16 protein-coding genes and 2 tRNA genes are annotated in these 18,317 nt (G+C 35.0%); 9 read left to right on the plus strand and 9 right to left on the minus strand.

What is annotated here, in order from left to right:
• Positions 1-88 precede the first annotated feature (88 nt).
• From V7Z48_RS02315 to V7Z48_RS02325, 3 genes are all read left to right on the plus strand, one after another.
• Positions 89-1,324, plus strand: coding sequence for a 3-deoxy-D-manno-octulosonic acid transferase (locus V7Z48_RS02315; RefSeq protein ID WP_334111778.1), 1,236 nt, complete (start codon positions 89-91; stop codon positions 1,322-1,324).
• A 96-nt stretch (positions 1,325-1,420) separates the two neighbouring features.
• Entirely contained in the window at positions 1,421-1,801 is a 381-nt protein-coding gene (locus V7Z48_RS02320) for a hypothetical protein (RefSeq protein ID WP_334111779.1), read from the plus strand.
• A 168-nt stretch (positions 1,802-1,969) separates the two neighbouring features.
• A complete protein-coding gene (locus tag V7Z48_RS02325) occupies positions 1,970-2,188 on the plus strand; it encodes a hypothetical protein (RefSeq protein ID WP_334111780.1) in 219 nt (72 codons plus the stop codon).
• 221 nt (positions 2,189-2,409) lie between these two features.
• On the opposite strand, the gene V7Z48_RS02330 is transcribed toward V7Z48_RS02325, so the two are convergent.
• From V7Z48_RS02330 to mutS, 3 genes are all read right to left on the minus strand, one after another.
• Positions 2,410-2,498: transfer RNA gene (locus V7Z48_RS02330), tRNA-Leu, on the minus strand.
• Between the two features lie 17 nt (positions 2,499-2,515).
• Positions 2,516-2,587 (minus strand) — tRNA-Gly (locus V7Z48_RS02335).
• Between the two features lie 97 nt (positions 2,588-2,684).
• On the minus strand, positions 2,685-5,297 hold the full coding sequence (gene mutS, locus V7Z48_RS02340; RefSeq protein ID WP_334111781.1) for a DNA mismatch repair protein MutS: 2,613 nt from the start codon (positions 5,295-5,297) through the stop codon (positions 2,685-2,687).
• A gap of 119 nt (positions 5,298-5,416) precedes the next feature.
• Between mutS and V7Z48_RS02345 the strand changes: the two genes are divergently transcribed.
• Complete coding sequence (locus V7Z48_RS02345) at positions 5,417-5,950, plus strand: RNA methyltransferase (protein WP_334111782.1); 534 nt, start codon at positions 5,417-5,419, stop codon at positions 5,948-5,950.
• Positions 5,951-5,957: 7 nt separating this feature from the next.
• On the opposite strand, the gene folK is transcribed toward V7Z48_RS02345, so the two are convergent.
• A complete protein-coding gene (folK, locus tag V7Z48_RS02350) occupies positions 5,958-7,085 on the minus strand; it encodes a 2-amino-4-hydroxy-6-hydroxymethyldihydropteridine diphosphokinase (RefSeq protein ID WP_334111783.1) in 1,128 nt (375 codons plus the stop codon).
• 157 nt (positions 7,086-7,242) lie between these two features.
• On the opposite strand from folK, the gene V7Z48_RS02355 reads away from it, so the two are divergent.
• From V7Z48_RS02355 to rpsU, 4 genes are all read left to right on the plus strand, one after another.
• On the plus strand, positions 7,243-7,947 hold the full coding sequence (locus V7Z48_RS02355) for a queuosine precursor transporter (protein WP_334111784.1): 705 nt from the start codon (positions 7,243-7,245) through the stop codon (positions 7,945-7,947).
• A gap of 185 nt (positions 7,948-8,132) precedes the next feature.
• Complete coding sequence (locus V7Z48_RS02360) at positions 8,133-10,757, plus strand: AsmA-like C-terminal region-containing protein (RefSeq protein ID WP_334111785.1); 2,625 nt, start codon at positions 8,133-8,135, stop codon at positions 10,755-10,757.
• A 117-nt stretch (positions 10,758-10,874) separates the two neighbouring features.
• Entirely contained in the window at positions 10,875-11,738 is an 864-nt protein-coding gene (locus tag V7Z48_RS02365; RefSeq protein WP_334111786.1) for a sigma-70 family RNA polymerase sigma factor, read from the plus strand.
• Between the two features lie 7 nt (positions 11,739-11,745).
• A complete protein-coding gene (gene rpsU / locus V7Z48_RS02370; RefSeq protein WP_334111787.1) occupies positions 11,746-11,940 on the plus strand; it encodes a 30S ribosomal protein S21 in 195 nt (64 codons plus the stop codon).
• A gap of 4 nt (positions 11,941-11,944) precedes the next feature.
• Here rpsU and V7Z48_RS02375 read toward each other — a convergent pair whose 3' ends face one another.
• Positions 11,945-12,178 carry a hypothetical protein gene (locus V7Z48_RS02375; RefSeq protein ID WP_334111788.1) on the minus strand — a complete coding sequence of 78 codons (234 nt, stop codon included), beginning with the start codon at positions 12,176-12,178 and terminating at the stop codon, positions 11,945-11,947.
• Positions 12,179-12,251: 73 nt separating this feature from the next.
• Entirely contained in the window at positions 12,252-13,046 is a 795-nt protein-coding gene (locus tag V7Z48_RS02380) for a DUF2797 domain-containing protein (RefSeq protein ID WP_334111789.1), read from the minus strand.
• 44 nt (positions 13,047-13,090) lie between these two features.
• On the opposite strand from V7Z48_RS02380, the gene V7Z48_RS02385 reads away from it, so the two are divergent.
• The gene (locus V7Z48_RS02385) at positions 13,091-14,617 is read left to right on the plus strand and encodes a GH3 auxin-responsive promoter family protein (RefSeq protein ID WP_334111790.1); all 1,527 of its coding nucleotides are present in this window, start codon (positions 13,091-13,093) and stop codon (positions 14,615-14,617) included.
• Between the two features lie 281 nt (positions 14,618-14,898).
• Here the strand turns inward: V7Z48_RS02385 and clpX are convergent, their stop codons facing one another.
• The 3 genes from clpX to tig form a co-directional block, all read right to left on the minus strand.
• Positions 14,899-16,131: an ATP-dependent Clp protease ATP-binding subunit ClpX gene (gene clpX, locus V7Z48_RS02390; RefSeq protein WP_334111791.1), complete on the minus strand. Its 1,233-nt coding sequence runs from the start codon at positions 16,129-16,131 to the stop codon at positions 14,899-14,901.
• A 41-nt stretch (positions 16,132-16,172) separates the two neighbouring features.
• Positions 16,173-16,847: an ATP-dependent Clp endopeptidase proteolytic subunit ClpP gene (clpP, locus tag V7Z48_RS02395; protein ID WP_334111792.1), complete on the minus strand. Its 675-nt coding sequence runs from the start codon at positions 16,845-16,847 to the stop codon at positions 16,173-16,175.
• 105 nt (positions 16,848-16,952) lie between these two features.
• Positions 16,953-18,275, minus strand: a complete 1,323-nt coding sequence (gene tig / locus V7Z48_RS02400) for a trigger factor (protein ID WP_334111793.1) — start codon at positions 18,273-18,275, stop codon at positions 16,953-16,955.
• Positions 18,276-18,317: the final 42 nt, after the last annotated feature.

The following is an 18,317-nucleotide window of genomic DNA, read 5'->3' on the forward strand; positions in this document are numbered from 1 at the left end:
GAATGCTCAGCGAAAATACGAAAATTAGCCCGCTATCGCTAATGAATTTTTCCAAAAAGAGCCGTATTTTAGCACAAACTAAAACCCCTTGCAAATCCTATACACCATAGCTATTTATATGATGAAGGCGCTTATATCTTTTGGCTCCTTATTTAATGATAAATTGAAATTAGGTATAGAGGGTAGAAAAGAAACTTTCAGGAAACTACAACAAACCATTGCCGAAACCGACAAAGTATTTTGGTTTCATTGTGCATCTTTAGGTGAATACGAACAAGGTTTGCCAGTATTTGAACAGCTTAAAGAAAAGCATCCAGAATATAAAATCGTACTCAGTTTTTTTTCGCCTTCGGGATATGAAATCCGAAAAAACAGTAAATTGGCACATGTGGTAGTATATCTTCCTCTAGATACACCTAAAAACGCCAAAAAATTTTTAGAACTCGTACACCCAGATTTCACTGTTTTTGTTAAGTATGAGATATGGATTAATTACCTCAATATTATTAAAAAACAAAGCAGACGCGCTATTTTAATTTCTGCATTATTTAGAGACCATCAGTCTTTTTTTAAATGGTATGGCGATATTTTCAAAAACGCATTAAGTGCTTTTGAACATATATTTGTTCAAGATATAAGATCGGAATTGTTGTTGAAAAGGATAAATTATCAAAACGTTACCATTGCGGGAGACACGAGATTTGATCGTGTGATTCAAAATGAAAAATACACTAAGCATCTCGATTTTGTTAGTTCTTTTATTAATCATAAGATTTGTGTGGTAATTGGTAGTTCGTGGCCCGAGGATGAGGCATTGTGGTTTCATTTTATCAATACAAATGATATGCTTGATGTTAAATACATTATTGTACCACACAACATAGATCAGCCACACATTAAAACCATAAAGTCAAAAATTCAAAAACCCACTGCCATATATTCTGAAAGCAACGAAGCAATTTTAAAAGCAAGCCAAGTTTTAATTGTTGATACCATTGGTTTATTAAGCAGCATTTACAGTTATGCCCAAATAGCCTATGTTGGCGGTGCGGTAGGAACCACAGGACTTCACAATATTTTAGAACCTGCGGTTTTTGGAATTCCCATAATTATAGGAAACCGCATCGATAAGTTTCCTGAGGCCACGGCTATGATAAAGAATGGTGGTGTTACATCAATCAATGATTATCAAACCTTTGAACAAGCTTTAAACAATTTACTTCTAAACCCTGATTATCGAAATCAATTGGGTGCCAAAAACAAAAATTTTATTGAATTAAATGAAGGTGCCGTTAACCGAATTATATCTACAACTCGTATATAATTAAACCTTTAAAAGAACAAAAGCTAAATTTTTTCTTGTAATTTGAAATTTACTTGTTAAATTCGTAGAAATTCAATTAACACTAAAACTATTAAAATGAAGAAATTACTTTTAAGTTTGGTATTGGTGATGGCCTTAGCTTTAACCTTTACTTCTTGCAGAGACACCAAAGAAAAAACAGAGGATTCAATAGAAGAAGCTATTGATGATGCTGGAGACGCTATTGAAGATGCGACTGACGATATTGGCGATGCTATTGATGATTTAAGCGATGAAACTGATAATGCTATGGACTCTGCAGAAGCGGCCATGGAAGAAGCCAAAAGTGACTTAGATGAAGCCGTTGATAAGGCACAAGAGGCCACAAATAAAGCTATGGATGACGCTAAGAATACCGTTAATGAAACAGTTGATAAAGCTGAAAAAGCGGGCACTGACGCTATGAAAAAAGCATCTGATAAGGTAAAAGAGTATTAAGCCTTCAATGCTCTATTTTGTACAAAGCCTGATTTTTCAGGCTTTTTTTGTGGTAAAAAATGTCTCAAAAAATATTTTAATTGAGATAGTGAGGACAAACATTTATTTTGTTTATATCATGATTATGCCTACTATTACAATTCAATCTTTAATTTAAATCATCAGTTTATGAAAATTACAAAAATTATTGGGATTCTTTTAATTGTAGGAGGCGTTGTTTTAGCGTACCTAGGAATTACTAAAGTTTCCGACAGCAGTGCAGGAGTGAAAGCCCTGGGCATGGAAATTGATCTTTCAAACGAATCAGGCAAGGAAGAAGGCTATATCTATCTAGGTGTTGCCGTGCTTTTATTTGCTGGAGGTGTGTATTCGTTGAAGAAAAAGTGAATTTTTAGAGAACAAGCTCTGAGTTGTTCTCGAATGAAGTGGAGGAATTATTTGGTTGCCTCAAGCTTGAAGCTGCCTTTGAGCTTGTTAATGAGCATTAAACTATAGACCTCACAGGTTTTTGAAAGCTGTGAGGTCTTAAATTTTTCTTTAATAAATTGGCGATTAAATTAATGAAATGAAAAAACCGTAAACTGTTAATAAATAACAATTTACGGTCTTGGTACAGAAGGCGGGACTTGAACCCGCACGAACATTACTGCTCATTGGATTTTAAGTCCAACGTGTCTACCGATTCCACCACTTCTGCAAAAGGTAGTTTTGTAGAGCGAAAGACGGGATTTGAACCCGCGACCCTCACCTTGGCAAGGTGATGCTCTACCCCTGAGCTACTTTCGCATTGGTTTTACAATGAACGTTTGTTTCAATTGCGAGGGCAAATTTAATACATTTCTTATAATACCAAAGCCTTTTTTTAAAAAATAATTCGGCTAGATTACGCTTGCTTCTTCTTAACCAACATCCTTTTGATTTCATTGAGCTTCATTAAAGCTTCTACTGGTGTTAATGTATCTATATCGGTTTCTAAAATTTCGTCCTTAATTTGAATGAGTAAGGGATCGTCTAAGTTAAAAAAGCTCAACTGCATTTCGCTACTCAACTGCTTCACCGCATCGGTAAGTTGTTCGCTGCTATGCGATTTTTCTAATTGTTTGAGCATTTTGTTAGCGCGGTTAATTACCTGTTTGGGCATGCCAGCCATTTTAGCTACGTGAATTCCAAAACTATGAGCGCTACCGCCTTCTACCAATTTTCTTAAAAACAAAACCTTGTCTTTTAGTTCCTTTACAGAGACGTTATAATTTTTAATGCGCTTAAACGTTTCGGCCATTTCATTTAGCTCGTGATAATGGGTGGCGAATAAGGTTTTGGCTTTAGATGGATGTTCGTGCAAATATTCACTAATGGCCCAAGCAATTGAAATGCCGTCATAGGTGCTGGTACCGCGACCTATTTCGTCTAACAACACCAAACTTCTACTTGAAATATTGTTAAGAATAGAGGCCGTTTCATTCATTTCGACCATAAAAGTAGACTCGCCCATTGAAATATTATCGCTGGCTCCTACTCTAGTAAACACCTTATCTATTAAACCAATTCTAGCAGATTTTGCTGGTACAAAACTTCCTATTTGCGCCAACAATACAATTAAAGCGGTTTGCCTTAAAATGGCAGACTTACCCGACATGTTTGGACCCGTAATCATGATGATTTGCTGGGTGTCTTTATCTAAAAAGACATCGTTAGCAATATAGGCTTCGCCTAGTGGCAATTGCTTTTCAATAACAGGATGCCTGCCTTCCACAATATCTAAATCGAAACTTTCATCTAAAACTGGTCGCCTATAATTGTTGGTAGCTGCGAGTTGCGCAAAGCCTGACAAGCAATCTAATTTGGCAATTAAATAGGCATTTTGTTGCACTGGTTTTATATACTCATGCATCCACAACACCAACTCTGAGAACAGTTGTAGCTCAACAGCCATAATACGTTCTTCAGCACCTAAAATTTTGGTTTCGTATGTTTTTAACTCTTCAGTGATATAGCGTTCGGCATTCACTAAGGTTTGCTTTCTAATCCAGTCTGAAGGGACTTTGTCTTTATGGGTATTGCGAACTTCAATGTAATAACCAAACACGTTGTTGGAGGCAATTTTTAATGATGGAATACCAGTGCGTTCACTTTCGCGCGCGAGCATTTCATCTAAATATTTTTTGCCTGATTTTGCTAAATGTCGCAGCTCGTCTAATTCGTCAGAAACCCCAGCAGCGATGGTGCTTCCTTTTAAAATATTAACAGGCGCTTCTTCTTTTAGAGTTGCTTTAATTTTATCACGCAGAAGATTACAATCGTGCAAAGTATCACCTAAAATTTGCAGTGCTTCGTTTTTACATTTGGAAGTGACGCTTTTAATTGGGACAATAGCTTCTAGTGCATTTTTAAGTTGAATAACTTCACGCGGCGCAATTTTAGAAGTAGCTACTTTGGAGATTAAGCGTTCTAAATCCCCAATATGTTTAATGTGATGTTGAATTTTTTGAAGTAATTCTTGCTGAGACTTCAAGTGCTCCACCACCTCATGACGTTGGGCGATGCTGTCTTTTTGCTTTAAAGGTAAAGCCAGCCAACGTTTTAAAAGACGTGAACCCATTGGTGAAATGGTGTAATCTATGCAATCCAGTAAGGTGACGCCATTGTAATTATTGGTGCTGTAGAGTTCTAAATTTCGGATGGTGAATTTGTCCATCCAAACATAGGCATCTTCAGAAATTCTTGAAATTGCCGAAATATGATTTAACTTGTGATGTTGCGTTTCTCCGAGGTAGTGCAATATCGCACCTGATGCGATAATACCTTCGTATAAATCTTCAATACCAAAACCTTTTAAAGTTTTCGTGTTGAAATGTTTGGTAAGTAAATCGTAGGTGTAATCCGTTTGAAACACCCAATCTTCCAAATAAAATGTATGGAAATCGTTGCCAAAAGTCTCATTAAAATCTTTGCGTTTTTGCTTTGAAATAAGCACTTCGCTAGGGTTGAAGTTTTGCAGTAACTTATCAATATATTCGGCATTGCCTTGAGCGGTTAAAAATTCACCGGTCGAAATATCTAAAAATGATATACCCAAACGCTGGTTTTCAAAATAAACCGAAGCCAAAAAATTATTTTGTTTGGATGACAAGACTTCGTCATTTAGCGCCACACCCGGTGTTACCAACTCGGTTACACCGCGTTTAACGATGGTTTTAGTTTGCTTGGGATCTTCTAACTGATCGCAAATAGCCACGCGGCAGCCTGCCTTTACCAGTTTAGGCAAATAGGTATTGAGTGAATGGTGAGGAAATCCAGCCAATTCTGTTTCACTTAAACTTCCAGCACCGCGTTTGGTAAGAATAATATCTAAAATTTTAGAAGCTTTAATTGCATCTTCACCAAAGGTTTCGTAAAAATCACCCACACGAAACAACAACAGAGCATCTGGGTACTTTGCCTTTATGGCATTGTACTGTTTCATTAACGGTGTTTCTTTGGTGGTTTTTTTAGACACAATTACAGGTTTAAAATCTTACTTTTGTAATTTATAAAGTGTGCTAAGATAACCATATTTTAAGGTTTTTTAAAACCAAACAATGTCAAGTTATCTACAAAAAACAACGAGATTTTAACATGCGGAAATTAGAAAACAGTGAATTAGAACGTTTAGAAGTTGAAGATTTTAAACAAGCCACAAAAACACCGATCATTATTGTGTTGGATAATATAAGAAGTCTCAACAATATTGGTTCGGTATTTAGAACGGCCGATGCTTTTCTGGTTGAAAAAATTTACCTCTGTGGCATTACTGCAAAACCACCACATAAAGATATTCATAAAACTGCATTAGGCAGCACCGAAACTGTAGATTGGGAATATTACGAAAACACCATACAATTAATTGACCAACTAAAAGTCAAAGGCATCAAAATTATTTCGATAGAGCAAGCTGAAGATGCCTTGATGCTGAACGACTTTAAACCTCAACCTGGCTCCACCTATGCCTTAGTGTTTGGTAATGAAGTAAAAGGCGTAGCGCAACACGTAGTAAGCGCCAGTGATTTGGTAGTTGAAATTCCGCAGTTTGGCACCAAGCATTCTTTAAATATATCAGTGAGTTGCGGCGTGGTAGTTTGGGATGTATTTTGTAAAATGACAATGAAGTAACAACATTTCAACTTTTAATTTTATCTAAAACCCAAAGGTAATCCTCGCGATTTTTCACAAAATCTTTTTCTGAAATGTCAATTAATTTGACATTAAAATCGGGATGGTTTTTGAGAAATTCTAAATAACCCGCATTAATTTTATCGAGATAGTCATCCTGAATATCTTGCTCGTAATTACGGCCGCGTTTTTTAATATTGGCTTGAAGTCGTTCGGTATTTTGATATAAATACACATATAAATCGGGCTTGGCAATATCTTTATACACCTGATAAAACAATTTTCTATACAAAGCAAACTCATCTTCAGGCAAGGTTATTTTTGAAAAAATAAGCGATTTAAATATGTCGTAATCGCTTACAATAAAATCTTTAAATAAATCTAACTGAGATAAATCATCGGATATTTGCTGATAGCGATCAGCCAAAAATGACATTTCTAAAGTAAAAGCATAGCGTTTTGGTTCTTTATAAAATTTAGGTAAGAATGGATTATCAGCAAAACGTTCCAGAATTAACTTTGCGTTAAAATCGTGCGCAATCATGGTTGCCAAACTAGTTTTACCAGCACCAATATTACCTTCAACAGCTATATAATTGTAATTACTGAATTTATAGGATTTTGTCGGATTTTTAAGCCATATGTTTTGAGGTTCTAAAACCGACTTATCGGTACATTTTTCTGATAAAGTTAGAATGGTTTCCACTAATACTGGATGCTGAACTTGCGCTGCAATGTCTTTAAGTGGTTCTAATACAAATTTTCGATTTTGTATCTCAGGATGTGGAATTGTTAATTGCTTACTTTCAATAACTTCATCATCAAACAACAATACATCTAAGTCGATACTACGCGATTCGAAATTCACTTTTGAAGTACGCTTTCTACCCAAACTTGTTTCGATTTCCAAAAGGGCCCAGAGTAGTTTATGAGCCGATAAATGTGTTTCAATCGCAATACATGCATTAAAGAAATCGGCGCCATCAAATCCCAAAGCCGGCGTTTTATAAACACGGGAAATTGATTTCACACTTCCTATTTTTTCATGAATAGCGTCGATGGCCTTTTGAAGGTTTTTAAACTTATCGCCCAAGTTACTACCAAGCGCTATATATGCTTTGTGAATTGTTGTCATAGGTTTGTCAAAAAAACAAAAAGTTCATCAGACAATCGCTTCAAATCTGATAAAAAATAGGAGATATTATTAACAATTTTACATATTGAACTACGACTGTAAGACAAAAAGATCTAAAATAATTCCGTAGTTTTATAGCTTAATTTTCCCGCTTTCCATGAATCTAAAAAACAAACTGCTTGCCCAGCAAATTTATTTGTTTCTTGCTGCCTTATTTATTACCTCACTCGTAGTTTCAAATCTTATTTTTCAAAAATTTTTTTATTGGTATCCGTTTGAATTTGAATTTTTCGGAACCAAGCTTTTCGAAGTTTCCGTCGGTATTTTACCGTATCCCATTACCTTTTTAATCACCGATTTAATAAGTGAAATATACGGTAAGAAACGCGCCAATCAAGTGGTGGTTGCAGGTATTTTTGCTTCTGTTTTTTCATTGCTCATTATATTTATTTCGAATGCAGTACCTGCAACCAGCTGGTCGCCCGTCGATAATGGCACCTTTTCATTGGTTTTTGGCGGCACAGCCATTGCGGTTTTTGCCTCTATGATGGCTTATTTATTGGCCCAATTTGTAGACATTCACATTTATCATTTCTGGAAAAATCTCACCAAAGGAAAACATCTTTGGCTACGAAATAACTTCTCAACCTTTGCTTCGCAATTTATAGATACCGCTGCGGTTTTGTTGCTGCTTTGTGCCTTTGAAAAAATTGCCTGGACTAATTTTTATGGCTTGTTACTTAGCGGATTTATTTTTAAAGTAATTATTGCCATTTTAGACACGCCATTATTATATTTAGGCGTGTATATCTTCAGAAAAAAATTCAATTTAAAGGTAAATGAAGAAATTGATATGTTATAAGTATATTAATAATAAGGTCTTGATAAACTTTTTGTAGGAACTTTACGTATATTATATACAATTACATGTCATCTAATTTCATTCATAACAAAACTTATGTAATGCTCACTAACTAATAGAGAAACTATCTGAAACACTTAACAAGGTGCTCCCTTGTTGCAGTAAAAACCTAATATTTCAAACTTATGAAACTTAAAAAAATACTCAAAATAGTTGCCATTTCCCTAGCTATCATTATTGCTGTTCTGGCAGTAACTCCATATTTATTTAAAGATAAATTGGTAGCCATAGTTAAAAAGTCACTTAATGAAAATCTAAATGCTGTTGTTGATTTTGAATCAGTTGACTTGAGTTTGCTTAGAAGTTTTCCGCAAGCCAATCTCACGATCAACAAAATGACGGTTGTCAATCTTGAACCTTTTAAGGGCGATACCCTAGCCAAAGTTGAAACCACTGCCCTGCGTATGTCGATAAAGGAACTTTTTAAAGGCGAAGGCGAAGCAATTGCGATTAATTCTATAAGCCTTGACGATGCACATTTAAATTTGATAAGCAATTTAGAAGGTTTTGTAAACTACGATATTGTTAAAGAAACTGAACAGCAAGCTGACGGCAAAGAAGAAAGTGCTGGTCTAAATATCGCATTAGAACGCTACGAAATTTCAAACAGTAGAATATCTTATTTGGACCAAGAAAGCAATATGCTTTTGAATATAACGGATTTCCAACACAACGGTAGCGGTAACTTAACAGGCGATACTTCGGAGTTGGATACGAATTCGGAAGCCTTGGTAAGTTTTGGTATAGGTGAGAGTCAGTACTTGAAAAATAACAAAGTGAAACTAAAAGCACTTTTAGGTATTGATTTTGAAAGCAGCACCTATACTTTTAAAGAAAACACAGGTTACATTAATGCGTTACCAATTGAACTCAACGGTTATGTACAATTACAAGATGAAGGTCAGTTTATTGACCTGACTTTTCGCAATCCAAGTTCCTCGTTTAAAGATTTTCTAGCCATCATACCAGAAGCCTATGCGAAAAACCTCAACGATGTTGAAACTACTGGTGATTTTAAAGTTAACGGCGCCATTAAAGGATTAAATGGCGATGAAACCGTTCCTGCTTTTAACATTAATATGGCCTCGAACAATGCATCCTTTAAATATTACAGTCTTACAAAAAGTGTTGAAGACATCACCATCGATGTGAATGTGGTAAATGAAAGTGGCATTTTGGCGGACACATACGTAGATGTTAACGCTTTTAATTTTAGAATAGATCAGGATAAATTTAATGCTGAAGCGCATTTAAAATCGCTCACCGAAAATATGCTTGTCGATGCAAAGCTTAACGGAAAAATTAACCTTGCTAACCTTAGTAAAGTATATCCAATAGATTTAGACCAAGAGCTAAGTGGTATTTTAACGGCAGATATTAACAGCAGTTTTGATATGAATGCGGTTAATAATAATGATTACCAACGCATTAAAAGTTCTGGATTTATGGGATTGACTAATATGGTTTATTTACCAGAAGGTTTTACTAGTACCCTTAATATTAAAAATGCGGCATTGACTTTTAATCCATCATCGGTAAACATTAGTAGTTTTGACGCCGTAATTGGCGAAACCGATATTAAAGCCAACGGGACTATTAACAATTTCCTTGGGTTTTTCTTAAGTGAACAAGATTTAAAAGGGGTATTTAACATCGACTCTAACAAATTTGTGGTAAGTGATGTTTTGGTACCTGAAACCGAAACAGGTTCTGATGTTAACACTAATGTTGAACCCACCAAAATTCCAGGATTTCTTGATTGCACCATTAACGCCAAGGCGAATTTTGTGGTGTACGATAATTTAACCCTTGAAAATGTAAGTGGTCAATTAGTAATAAAAGACCAAAAGGCTACTTTAAATAATATGACCTCCAGTTTATTTGATGGTTTAATTGCTTTTAATGGTAGTATTTCAACAGCAAGCGAAGTTCCTGTTTTTGATATGGACTTAAACCTTCAAAATATCGATATTTCTAAATCCTTTGTTGGCTTAGAATTACTACAAAACTTAGCGCCAATCGCCAAGGCTTTAACTGGAAAACTGAATTCAAGCTTAAAACTTTCCGGTGATTTGAGTTCAGACTTCACACCGAATTTACGATCTCTAACTGGTAATTTTTTAGCCAATATTTTAACGGCCAACCTCAACGTTAAAGACAATAACGCACTCAGTTTGATAGATAATCAACTGAAATTTTTAGATTTTGATAAACTCAATTTAAAAGATTCAAAAATAGACATGAATTTTAAAGATGGTATAGTAAATATCAGACCTTTCAATTTAAAATATCAAGATATTGATATCAATTTTACTGGCGGTCACAGTTTTAGAAATGCGCTCGATTACAAAGCCACCTTTAATGTGCCTGCGAAATATTTAGGAAGCGAAATAGCCTCCTTAATGGCGCAATTAAAAAGTTCAGGAACTGAAAATATCACGGTACCAGTAGTGGCCAGTTTCACAGGTGAACTTTTAAAACCCAAGGTTAGTACTGATTTGGTATCCAGCGTAAGCAACCTCACCAAACAATTGGTTGAAATTAAAAAACAGGAATTACTGAGCGACGGCAAAACCAAAGCCGGAGATATTATAAGCGGTATTTTTGGCAACACGACCAAACCCAACGATAGCTTACCTAAAACCGATAGCACCAAAACCAACAATGTTGAATCGGCTGTAAAAGATGTTTTGGGCGGATTATTAAAAAAGAAGAAAAAGCCCACTGCGAAGGATACGATTTCGAATTAAAAGCTTGATTTTTTCGTTTTTGCCGTAATTAGAGCAAATTGCTGTTAAGACATAGCCAATTGTTTGGAATTGTCATAAATTATGTTATTATGTATAAGTAAACTTCTAACTATACATATGAGACAATTAAAAATTACCAAACAGATTACCAATAGAGCAGAAAAATCATTAGATAGCTACTTACAAGATATTAGCAAAATTCCAATGATTACTGCAGATGAAGAAGTAGAATTAGCACAACGAATTAAAAAAGGTGATCAGTTAGCCGCAGACAAATTGGTAAATTCCAATTTGCGGTTTGTTGTTTCGGTGGCAAAGCAGTATCAAAACCAAGGTTTAAAATTACCAGACCTTATCAACGAAGGTAATGCAGGTTTAGTGAAGGCAGCAAAACGTTTTGATGAAACAAGAGGTTTTAAGTTTATCTCCTATGCAGTTTGGTGGATAAGACAATCCATTTTACAAGCCTTGGCCGAGCAATCTAGAATTGTAAGATTACCATTAAATAAGATTGGCTCTATTAATAAAATCAACAAAGCTTATTCATTTTTAGAACAACAAAACGAAAGACCTCCTTCGGCCGAAGAGATTGCCACACAACTTGAAATGACACTTACGGATGTAAAGCAATGCTTGAAAAACTCGGGACGTCATTTGTCTATGGACGCTCCATTAAAAGAAGGTGAAGATTTCAACTTATATGACATGGTTAGCTCATCTAGTTCACCAAAACCAGACGAATCATTAATGGAAGATTCATTATCTACCGAAATTAACCGAGCATTAGAAACGCTGCCTCAGAAGGAAAGCGATGTTTTAAAACTTTACTTCGGATTGGGTGGTAATTTGCCCTTAAGTTTAAATGAAATTGGAGAAGTGTATGATCTTACGCGCGAACGCGTGCGTCAAATCAAAGAGAAAGCCATTAGACGTTTGAAGCATACTTCAAGAAACAAAGTATTAAGAACCTATTTAGGATAAAAAGATAATGATAAAAATAGAAATAAAAGAAGGCGAAAATATTGAACGCGCACTAAAGCGTTACAAACGAAAACACCGTAATGTGAAAACGATGCAGAACATTCGCGAAAACCAATTTTTTACAAAAAAATCTGTGAAACGTCGGCGCGAAGTTCAAAAAGCTGAATACATACAAGAACTAAAAAACAAAGAAGACTCTTAAAATTTTAAGCCTCCTCATTTTTAATTGGGCAGTCTTCGTAGAAATCTTCGAAGGTTCTATTAGTAGTATAATTGTCTGTTAACACTTTATAAACCATTAGCACCACCATACCTTGCCCTAAAACGGTTAAATAAAATATCCAATTGAAAGGTAAATTCATGGCGGACATAATAGTAATGGTAATAAGTGCTAGCGTGGTGATTGCTACATAAACCATGGGAGAAACATTCTTTATCATAACTTTTTATTTAAAGGTATAGATTTTATAATGTTTCGTAAAGTGCTTTAACGCAATACTAACAAAATTCAAATTATTTAACTGAAATAGATACTACCAAACCTTCGTTCGATCGAACGTTAAAAACAGTATCATCATCAAATATTAAATACTGTCCTTTAATGCCACATAAGGTTCCCGAAAATTCGATTTGTTTTTCAATATTTAAACTTTTTGGTTTTTCAGGATAGGATAACACTGGAAACTTAATTTCGGTTTCTTTATTATTTTCGAGGTAATATGATTGGGCTTCTTCGGGTATAAACGTTTTTAGTTTTTCTCGCCATTCGACTAAATCTTCATCCTTTAAATTATTTTTTAACATGTTACGCCAATTGGTTTTATCGGCAACATATTCTTTTAAAGACACTTCGGTTATTCCTGCGAGATATCTATTTGGCACCTCCACAATTTCTATTGCTTCATGTGCACCTTGATCTATCCAACGGGTTGGTATTTGACTTTTTCGTGTAACCCCAACCTTTACGTTACTACTATTGGCTAAATATACAACATGTGGTTGTAGCTGCACATTTTTTTCATATTCCAAATCGCGATCTTCTTTATCGAGGTGCGCCGTGCTTAGCTCTGGGCGCATGATCCAATCCCCGGCAGAAGGTGTTTCAAAAAAACACGATTTACAAAAACCTTGTCTAAAAATAGGCGTATTCATTCCGCAACTTAAACACTGATATTTTTCAAATTTAATATGCACCGATTTCCCAAGTAACTGGTTGACATTAAGAAAGTCATCCTCAAATATTAGGTAATACTCGATTGGTTGCTTAAACTCTGTTTTCATTTTTGTTAAAACACCCGTATAAATCATAATTGTTTTTTGTTATTTTTAGGTTTTGTAAAGATAACCAATCCATGCCAATCACTATAGTCAATTCAATTGCCAGCTGGTTTTTAAAAAAACGGATTCATCAAATTGAATTGTTTTTGAAATATCCCAATGAGGTGCAACATGAATTGCTCATCAACTTAATAAGAATCGCCAAAGACACTGAAATAGGTAAATTATACGATTTCAGCTCAATTACTAATTACGAAGATTTTGCCGAACGGGTTCCAGTAATTTGTTATGAAGATTTTCACGAACATATCGAGCGTTCGCGCCTTGGTGAGGCCAATATCTTTTGGCCAGGAACCATCAAATGGTTTGCGAAATCTAGTGGAACCACCAATGCACAAAGTAAATTTATTCCCGTAACCGAGGCCTCACTTGAAGATTGCCATTACGCTGCAAGTAAAGATTTGCTGTGCATCTATTTAAATAACAACGAAGATTCTCAACTGTTTACAGGCAAAAGTTTAAGATTGGGTGGCAGTAAAGAATTATATAAAGAAAACGGCTCCGCTTTTGGCGATTTATCAGCGATTCTTATTGATAACATGCCGTTTTGGGCAGAGTTTAGTAGTACCCCAAGCAACAAAGTTTCCCTTATGAGTAATTGGGAAGTTAAAATGGAAGCAATTGTTAAAGAAACCATCGATGAAAATGTAACCAGTTTGGCCGGCGTACCATCATGGATGTTGGTTCTACTAAATAATGTTTTAGAATATTCAGGCAAAACCGACATTACCGAAATATGGCCTAATCTAGAAGTCTACTTTCATGGCGGTGTTAGTTTTGCGCCATATAAATCGCAATATGAAAATATCATCAAAAAGAGTAATTTTCGATATTATGAAATTTATAATGCTTCGGAAGGATTTTTTGCCATTCAAGACCAAAACAATTCAGATGAATTGTTATTAATGTTAGATTATGGCATTTTTTATGAATTCATCCCTATGGACGAATACGGCACAAGCCAACAACGAATTATCCCTTTAAGTCAGGTGATTTTAGATGTCAATTATGCAGTGATTATTACTACCAATGCCGGTTTGTGGCGTTATAAAATAGGTGATACAGTTAGATTTACTTCCGTAAGACCTTATCGAATTAAAATAACTGGAAGAACCAAGCACCATATAAATGTATTTGGCGAAGAACTTATTATTGAAAACGCCGAAATGGCACTTGCAAAAACCTGCAACGAAACCAACGCCGAAATTGTTGAGTTTACAGTCGCACCCGTTTTTATGGAAGGTAAAGAAAAAGGAGCTCATGAATGGCTCATTGAATTTAAAACACCCCCTGAAAGCATACATCGATTTCAATATATTTTAGACGAAAAACTTCAAGATCTAAACTCTGACTATAAAGCCAAACGCTACAACAATATGACGCTGAATTGCCCATTAATAAATGTTGCCAGACAAGACCTTTTTCATGACTGGCTTAAAAAACAAGATAAATTAGGCGGACAACACAAAGTACCAAGATTAGCGAATTCCAGAACTTATCTAGATGATTTGCTGGCGATGCAAACTGTAAAACAGTACTAAGATAACAATTGATTCGTCTGAAATTGATTCGCATTAAAGAACACAGTGCCAATAATCGGCTAAATAAACAATTTTACTTTTTTTAACGAATTTTAACAACCCTTAATCTAAAAATTTAAAGCGTAGCCTTTTTCTTTAAATTATGCGTTTATATTTACAAAAATATTACAACAAAGAAATAACACTTTCAAGATATTGTTCAGCAATATTAGTAATTAATCCAAATAAAAAAACCACTCTTCTCTCGAGTGGTTTATTGTTTTTTACGAATTTATTTTTAACTAAGACACTGCCTTAAGTTTTTTCAATGTAGTTCGTGTAAGTTTATCTTCGGCATAGGACTTTGTAACGTTTAAGGTTTTACTGTCGCTGCTTGGCAATTCGAACATTGCGTCGGTCAGGATTTCTTCACAGAGCGATCTTAATCCTCTTGCCCCTAATTTATACTCTACTGCTTTTTCAACAATATAATCTAAAGCACCATCTGTAATAGTAAAATCAACATCATCCATAGAGAACAATTTCTCGTATTGTTTGATGATGGCATTTTTAGGTTCGGTTAAAATGGCACGTAAGGTTTTAGAGTCTAATGGATCCATATGGGTTAGCACTGGCAACCGACCAATAATTTCTGGAATTAATCCAAAGTCCTTTAAATCTTTAGGTGTTATATATTGGAGTAAATTGGTGAAATCAACTTTCGCATCCGATATTGAAGCACTATAACCAACGGCTTGCATATTGAGACGTTTAGAAATTACGCGGTCAATACCATCGAAAGCACCACCAGCGATAAATAAAATATTTTCGGTATTAACTTCTATAAACTTTTGGTCTGGGTGTTTGCGTCCGCCTTTTGGTGGAACATTAACTACTGTTCCTTCGAGGAGCTTTAACAACGCCTGTTGAACGCCTTCGCCTGAAACATCTCTTGTAATAGATGGATTGTCACTTTTGCGAGCAATTTTATCGATTTCGTCTATAAAAACAATGCCTTTTTCCGCACGTTCTAGGTTGTAATCGGCTGCTTGGAGTAATCTTGTTAGAATACTTTCAACATCTTCACCAACATAACCAGCTTCGGTTAGTACTGTTGCATCAACTATTGCCAAGGGTACATTGAGCATTCTGGCAATGGTTTTTGCCATAAGTGTTTTTCCTGTACCTGTTTGACCAACCATAATGATGTTACTTTTTTGAATTTCAACATCGTCATTGGTTTGCTTTTGCAGTAATCGTTTATAGTGATTATAAACCGCTACAGACATTACTTTTTTGGTGTGTTCCTGACCTATGATATAAGTATCTAAAAACTCCTTTATTTCTAAGGGCTTCTTAAGCATTACATCGGCGGAAAGTGCATCTTTACCACCCTGTTTAGATTCTTCTAGAACAATACCATGGGCTTGCACGATGCATCTATCGCAGATATGCGCATCCAAGCCTGCAATTAGCAAACTGGTTTCAGACTTTTTACGACCACAAAAGGAACATTCTAATTCTACTTTAGACATATATGTTTATTTTGGCTAAGTTTTTAAATTTAAAATTAAGCCTATTTTCTAACTAAAATTTCATCAATCATTCCATATTCTTTGGCTTGATCGGCGCGCATCCAATAATCTCTATCTGAATCTTTCTCGATTTGATCGTAAGTTTTACCGGAATGCTTGGCAAGAATATTATATAATTCTTCTTTAACTCTAAGGGTTTCTCTTAAGGTTATTTCCATGTCGGATACTTGACCTTGCATACCGCTCATTGGCTGATGTATCATTACTCGTGAATGAGTTAATGCTGATCGTTTTCCAGCATGACCTGCACATAATAAAACGGCACCCATTGAGGCTGCCATACCAGTGCAAATAGTTGCAACATCTGGTTTGATAAACTGCATGGTATCATAAATTCCAAGACCAGCATATACGCTTCCTCCTGGAGAATTGATATAGATTTGAATATCTTTAGCGGCATCGGTACTCTCTAAAAACAACAATTGTGCTTGTATGATATTAGCAACTTGGTCATTAATTCCGGTACCTAAAAATATTATTCTATCCATCATTAATCGGGAAAATACGTCAAAAATGGCAATATTCATTTGGCGCTCTTCAATAATGTTGGGCGTTAAATTGGTTGGGTACATACTCTTCATTATTTTATCGTAGTATGTGGTACTGATGCCTTGATCTTTGGTGGCAAATTTTTCAAATTCTTTAGCGTAATCCATATATTTTGTTGAATTTTTATTGTTATTTATTGATTATTAATCTATTAAAAAAGCGCAAAACTTAACAGTCTTGCGCTTTAAAGATACTAATTTATTCTTTAATACTTAACTGTAAAATTCTTTCACAAACTCGCCGTAAGTTATTTTCTTTACCTTCAAATTGGCCTCTGTTTTGTAAAGATTTAACAATTTCTGACTCATTAATTGTTCTGATAGACGTTTTACTTCATCGCGATTCGATAAAATTCGTGCTGCAATATCTTCCAGTTCTTTTTCGCCAGGATTCATCTGACCAAATTGTGCCATTTGAGATTTAATCATTTCAATAGTATGTGATTTTAAATCTTCAAATTGAACTTGTAAATTATGTTTTTCAATAAGCTTCCCTTCTATCAATTGGTAACGCATACTTTTTTCAGACTTTTCGTATTCGTCTTTTGCTTGATCTGCAGTCATTGGCTCTTCACCTGCAGTTTGTAACCACTTTTGAAGAAATGATGCTGGTAAATCAAATTTTGTATTGTTAATTAAATATTCTGTAACGTCATTTAGTAATTTTTGATCGGCTTGTTGCAAAAATTGCTTTTCAGAATCTACTCTTATTTTTTCTTTGAGTTCGGTTACCGAGGTAACTTCACCTTTGCCAAATAGCTTGTCGAACAAGTCTTGATCTAGATCTGCTAAAACTCTATTATTAATTTCAGAAATTGTAAACTGAACATCGATATTAAGTCCGTGAACCAAATTGTGAGACACTTTTAAATAAGTTTCTAAATCGTGTTCATCGTTAAACAAACCTTTAGTTGAAAAAGTTACAAGGTCACCAACTTTAGCACCAACTAACAATTTAATGTTAGATTTTCCTTTAATTTTATCTAGAGAAAATGTTGCTTTGTTATTGATATTATGATCCTCGTTTACAAATGTTCCGGTAACTTCAGAGTTGTCTTCAACGGCATTAATGTTAACGAGTTTTCCATATTGTTTTTGAATATGTTTAACCTGATCGTCAATCATTTTATCATCGGCTACAATATTGTATTGTGCGATGGATTTTTTACCCTTAAGTTGTACTTCAAAATCTGGAGCTAGTCCTAATTCAAATTCAAAAGTGAATTGATCCGCATCCCAGTCTAAGTCGTCCTGCTGTTTAGGTAAAGGATTGCCTAAAACGTCTAGTTTTTCTTCCACAAGATATTTGCCTAAAGCGTCTTGTAATAATTTATTTACTTCATCAACAAGTACTGCTTTTCCGTACTGCTTTTTCACCATCGTCATTGGCACATGACCTTTTCTGAAGCCTGGTATATTGGCCGATTTTCTGTAATCGGTAAGTATTTTTTCAACTTTATCGCTATAGTCTTCTTTAGCGATTGCTACCTTTACCACTGCGTTCAGGTTGTCGATGTTTTCTCTTGTAATATTCATTGTGATAATGCTATAAAAATTGGCATGCAAAAATACAATATT

Source organism: Paucihalobacter sp., assembly GCF_036825875.1.
GTDB lineage: Bacteria > Bacteroidota > Bacteroidia > Flavobacteriales > Flavobacteriaceae > Paucihalobacter.

What these genes read in the sequence shown, in the direction of transcription:
- V7Z48_RS02320 (WP_334111779.1), top strand. Translation starts at nt 1,421, where the DNA reads ATGAAGAAATTACTTTTAAGTTTGGTATTGGTGATGGCCTTAGCTTTA.
- V7Z48_RS02325 (WP_334111780.1), top strand. Translation starts at nt 1,970, where the DNA reads ATGAAAATTACAAAAATTATTGGGATTCTTTTAATTGTAGGAGGCGTT.
- V7Z48_RS02345 (WP_334111782.1), top strand. Translation starts at nt 5,417, where the DNA reads ATGCGGAAATTAGAAAACAGTGAATTAGAACGTTTAGAAGTTGAAGAT.
- folK (WP_334111783.1), bottom strand. Translation starts at nt 7,085, where the DNA reads ATGACAACAATTCACAAAGCATATATAGCGCTTGGTAGTAACTTGGGC.
- V7Z48_RS02355 (WP_334111784.1), top strand. Translation starts at nt 7,243, where the DNA reads ATGAATCTAAAAAACAAACTGCTTGCCCAGCAAATTTATTTGTTTCTT.
- V7Z48_RS02360 (WP_334111785.1), top strand. Translation starts at nt 8,133, where the DNA reads ATGAAACTTAAAAAAATACTCAAAATAGTTGCCATTTCCCTAGCTATC.
- V7Z48_RS02365 (WP_334111786.1), top strand. Translation starts at nt 10,875, where the DNA reads ATGAGACAATTAAAAATTACCAAACAGATTACCAATAGAGCAGAAAAA.
- rpsU (WP_334111787.1), top strand. Translation starts at nt 11,746, where the DNA reads ATGATAAAAATAGAAATAAAAGAAGGCGAAAATATTGAACGCGCACTA.
- V7Z48_RS02375 (WP_334111788.1), bottom strand. Translation starts at nt 12,178, where the DNA reads ATGATAAAGAATGTTTCTCCCATGGTTTATGTAGCAATCACCACGCTA.
- V7Z48_RS02380 (WP_334111789.1), bottom strand. Translation starts at nt 13,046, where the DNA reads ATGATTTATACGGGTGTTTTAACAAAAATGAAAACAGAGTTTAAGCAA.
- V7Z48_RS02385 (WP_334111790.1), top strand. Translation starts at nt 13,091, where the DNA reads ATGCCAATCACTATAGTCAATTCAATTGCCAGCTGGTTTTTAAAAAAA.
- clpX (WP_334111791.1), bottom strand. Translation starts at nt 16,131, where the DNA reads ATGTCTAAAGTAGAATTAGAATGTTCCTTTTGTGGTCGTAAAAAGTCT.
- clpP (WP_334111792.1), bottom strand. Translation starts at nt 16,847, where the DNA reads ATGGATTACGCTAAAGAATTTGAAAAATTTGCCACCAAAGATCAAGGC.
- tig (WP_334111793.1), bottom strand. Translation starts at nt 18,275, where the DNA reads ATGAATATTACAAGAGAAAACATCGACAACCTGAACGCAGTGGTAAAG.